The 4,574-nt window shown below is 68.7% G+C and carries 2 protein-coding genes; both read right to left on the reverse strand.

From position 1 onward, the window contains the following. On the reverse strand, positions 1-3,311 hold a 3,311-nt coding region (locus AC1D00_RS28130; RefSeq protein ID WP_477012898.1), incomplete at its 3' end, for an AsmA family protein. 145 nt (positions 3,312-3,456) lie between these two features. Next, a partial coding sequence (locus AC1D00_RS28135) for a cytochrome P450 (RefSeq protein ID WP_477012899.1) occupies positions 3,457-4,574 on the reverse strand: 1,118 nt, incomplete at its 5' end.

A 4,574-nucleotide genomic window follows, 5' to 3' on the forward strand; every position in this document is an offset into this window, starting at 1 on the left:
GCATCGAGCCGGCGCGTCTCGCGATCGATCGTGCGCACCGCGAGCCAAGAGGACAGCGGCCCAAGATCGACGGTGCGATTGAGCTTGTCGGGGGGCCCCGCCGCGAACAACTGGATTTCCGGCGGTGCACCCGAGAGCCCGGTCATGATCGGCGTCAGGCTGGCGCGGATGTCGGCCTGGTCGGCGGGAATGTCGTAGCCGCCGGAGACGATGGCGCGGGCGTTCTTCGCCTCCAGCGGCGTGGCGCCAACGCGCAGCCGTCCGTCGCGGATCGTGAACGGGATCTGCGCCGAGGCGACCGCAATGGGACCCGCCGCCAGCGCGGGCTCGACGAGCTGCCGCAGCCTGTTGTCGTCGGCGACCTGGCCGCCGTCGCTGGCGCGGATGGCGATCTCGAAGGCACGCGGGTTGAGGCCGCTGATTTCCGCAGACTCCAGCGTCACCGTGCCGTTGCCGGCGAGCGCGCCGGTCAACGCCGCGACGCTGCGGCCCTGGCTGGTCAGGGCCATCTGCACCGAGGCCCGTCCCTTGGGCAAAGCGAGATCGCGGTAGCGCAGCGTGGTCGCATCGACATTGCTGAGCTCGATACGGGCGTTCAGCGCAATGCCACCGGCGCCATTGCGCGCATCAAAGCTCGCCGACATCTCGCCGCCGCCGACGCCGCCCTTCAGCGCATCGAGCGCGAGCGACTGGCCGTCGCTCCGGATCGTCCCGCCGAAGGGACGCAGCTCGACGCCGCCCGGCAGCGTGCCGCGCAACGCCTGAAAGGCGATGCGGCCGCGCCAGCCACCGAGGAGCCCCGCGCTCAGCGGCTCGCCGGCGTCGCGGCCCGCAGCGCCAATGGCCACCGCAAGCGTGGGCGCAAGATCGAGCGAGTCGAGGCCGACTTCGCCGTCGACGCTCTTCTCCTGGTCGAGCGTCACCGCCAGACGGCCGCGCAGATGCGAGCCGGCCGCGCTGCTGTCGAGATCGTCGAAGGTCAGGCGATTGCCTGATAGCGCGACGCGGGACGACAGGCTGACGGTCCGCGCCGATTTGTCGGCCGGGCCGGTCCCGAACAGCGGCGCGAGGTTGACGTTGCGCACGCGCAGATTCACGGACGCCTTTGGCTCCGGCGCGGACAATTCGACGCTGCCCTGCGCGTCGGCGTCCAGCCCGCCGCCGCTCAGCTTTGCGTTCAATTGTAGCGGACGGCGCCAGGCGCCGCTTAACCGGCCTTCGAACTGCGAGGTGCCCTCGGCTGCGGCCACCATGCGGTCGAGACCGAGCAGGGCCAGCAGCGCGCCGGCCTGCGGGGTCGACAGTTTCGAATCGAGCGTGAAGTCGCTGTTGCGCAGGCGGTCGATGTCGATGCCGTTGACGGCCGCCACCGGCGTCTGTGCGGCCAGCGTCACGGTGGCCTTGAGCTGCGGCGCGTCGAGATCGAACACGGCGCGGGCGTCGCTGCGATCGGCATGCTCGGCGTTCTTGTCGAGGCTCAAATCGAGCTTCAGGCGGGTCGCACCGGGCAGCGGCGCGATGGCATCGAAGCGTGCGCGCACCGACGGCGCAAACGGCTCGATCAGCGCGGTGAGCTCGCGCAGCGAATTGGCCGAGGATTTCAGCGCGAGCTTGCCGGTGGCTTTGGTGCGGTCGAAGCTGCCGCTCGCCTCGGTGGTCACGCCGCTGGTCTGGCCGAACCGCAACTGCTCCAGCGACAGCGACGCCGGATTGTAGCCGAGCTTCGCCGCAAACGGCCGCAGCTCCTGGCCGGCGGAGATCGCACGGCCGACATCGAGCGAGAGCTTTGCCTCCTCCGGCCATTCGCCTTGCGGCCCGCCGAGCGCGCGGACAAAACTCGCGGCGGCGTCGAGATCGAGACGGTCGGCCTTGAGCTCGGCATCGATCCGCGAGCCCTTGCTCGCGCCGGTCTGAACGAAAGCAATTCGTCCCTCGACGGCGCCGCCTTCGATGTCGGCCTTCAGCCTGTCGATGGCGAGATGGTTGGCGGCAATCGTCACGTCGCCGGCAAGGCGCAGCGGCCGGGTGCTGCGGCGGTTGACCTCGTTGCGGCCCTGGAGCCATGCCACCAGCGTATCAGGATCGGAGGATTCGACGCTGAGCCGGCCGCTGAAACTGTCGGCGCCGGGCGCCGCACCGTTCAGCGAGAGCTGCGTCATGCCGGGCGCGCGCAGCTCGAGCCGCTGGAACGTCCAGGACCGGCCGTCGGTCTTGAGCTCGGCCGCAATGTTCTGGAGCGGACGGCCGCCCAGCATGATCTGGTCGGAGTTGAACTCGATCTGCGCCGGGATCGGCGCCTGCGGGATGACGGCAAGGCCGGCGCGCAGCGCCGGCAGGATGCGCAGCGGCTCGGCATCGTCCTTGCCGGCCAGCTTGTCGGCATCGAACTGGCGCGCCGACAGCACCGCGCGCAGCAGCGGCGAGGCGCCGAACTTGAGGTCGCCGACGCCGCCGGCTTTCAACGCGTTGTCCTCAGCGCCAAAGCTCGCGTCAATCTGGTCGAATTTGGCGCCGGCGGGATCGGCCTTGAGTTTTGCGGTGAGCTTCCAGGGCGTCGGCCCGGCCTCGCCTGCCTTCTTCGCCGCCGGCACCGCGATCGTCAGCGCGCCGTCGAATTTCGGCAGGCGGTTGTCGAAGACGAGCACGCCTTCGAGATCGGCGAGGATGGCGCGCTGGCCGGGATCGATGTTGAGGTGGAGACGGGTGGCGCTGCCGTCAGCGCTCGGGCCGGAGGAGATGCGGAACGGGTAGCGCACCCCGGAGGCGATGAAACTGCCGTCGCCCCGCACCGAGCCGGCCAGCGAGCGGACGTCGCCGGAGAAGGCGATGTCGCTCAGCTCCAGCGTCGAGCGGCTTGAGGCATCGTGCAGGGCGATGCGGCCGGTGAGATTGAGGCGCTCGATCGCCAGCGAAGCCAGATTGAAGGTGCCGCTCGCGGTGGAGGGCAAATCGACCCGCCCCCTGGCGTCGAGGCCGAGATCGACCGCCATGCCATTGACAGTCAGCTCGGTGGCGCGCCATTCGCCGCGCATCAGCGAGGAGAGGCTGAATTCGACGTCGAGCTTGTCGGCGCGCAGGCGGCCGGGATCATTGTTGCCGCCAAACGTGACCGAACGCAGCCGCAGCGTCGGCGCCGGCAGCAGCCGGGCGTCGAGCTCGCCCGCCACCCGCACCGGCACGCCGATGATCCGGCCTGCCTCCGCCTCGAACTGGGGCCTGAACTGGTTCCAGTCGATGAAGTAGGGCCCGATCAGCGCGGCCAGAAGCGCAATGATGAAGGCAATCGCCAATCCGAGCAGCGTCGTCTGCACGGGTCTCCCCTCGGCCAAATCGGCATCCGGGCCAAACCTTGCCCCTTGGAAGGCTTCAGGCGCGCCGGAACAGCCCCTTATATAAGGGGAAGTGTGGCGAAGTCACAGCGACTGTTGCGCGCGGAGGTTAACGCGTGCCGCCGCCTCACCAGCTCGCCGGCAAGCTCTTCAGGCCGCGCAGCACGAAGGTCGGCCGCCATTCCGGGTTCTCGACGTCGTCGATGCGCAGATCCGGCAGCCGGCGCAGGAGCGTCGCGATGGCGATCTCGGCCTCGATCCGCGCCAATTGGGCCCCCAGGCAGAAATGGATGCCGCCGCCGAACGACAGCGGCTTGACGTTGGGACGGGTGACGTCGAGCCGGTCGGGGCGATCGGGGTAGACCGCCGGATCGCGGTTGGCCGAGCCGAGCAGGCAGAGCACGGTCTCGCCCTTGGGGATTTTCTTGCCGCCGAGATCGTCGATGTCCTCGAGCGTGACGCGCCCGGTCATCTGCACCGAAGAATCGTAGCGCAGGAACTCCTCGATCGCACCCACGATCAGCTCCGGCCGCGCCTTGAGCAGCGCAAGCTGGTCCGGGTTGCGATGCAGCGCGAGCAGGCCGTTGCCGATCAGATTGACCGTGGTCTCATGACCGGCGCCGAACAACAGGATGATGTTGGCGGTCAGCTCCTCGTTGGTGAGCTTGTTGCCGTCTTCCTCGGCCTGCACCAGCTGCGTGGTGAGGTCGTCGGCGGGATTTTTGCGGCGCAGCTCGAACAGCTGCTGGAAATACATCTGCGCCATCATGTTGCCGGCGTTGCCCTTCGCGATCTCCTCCGGCGTGAGCGGCACGGGGTCGAGCAGCCGCCCGCCGTCGCGCGAGCTCTTGTAGAAGACCTCGCGATGGTCCTCGGGGATGCCGAGCATGTCGCAGATGATGGTGACGGGCAGGCGGAAGGCGAAATCCTCGATCAGGTCCATGTGGCCGCGGTCGATCACCGCATCGATGGCCTCATCGACGATCTGCTGGATGCGCGGCCGCATGTCCTCGACGCGCCGCGCGGTGAAGGCCTTCACGACGAGGCCGCGCAGGCGGGTGTGATCCGGAGGATCAGACTGCAGCATCCAGTGGCTCATGCTGCGGAACACCGGCTCGTCCATGATCTTTTCGCTGTAACGGCGCTTGGAGCGCTCGACGAAATCCTTGCCGAAGCGCTTGTCGCGCATCACGAGGCTGACATCGGCGTGGCGACTTGCGACGAACTGGCCGAACGGCGTCACGT

The organism is Bradyrhizobium sp. P2_E8 (genome assembly GCF_056403875.1).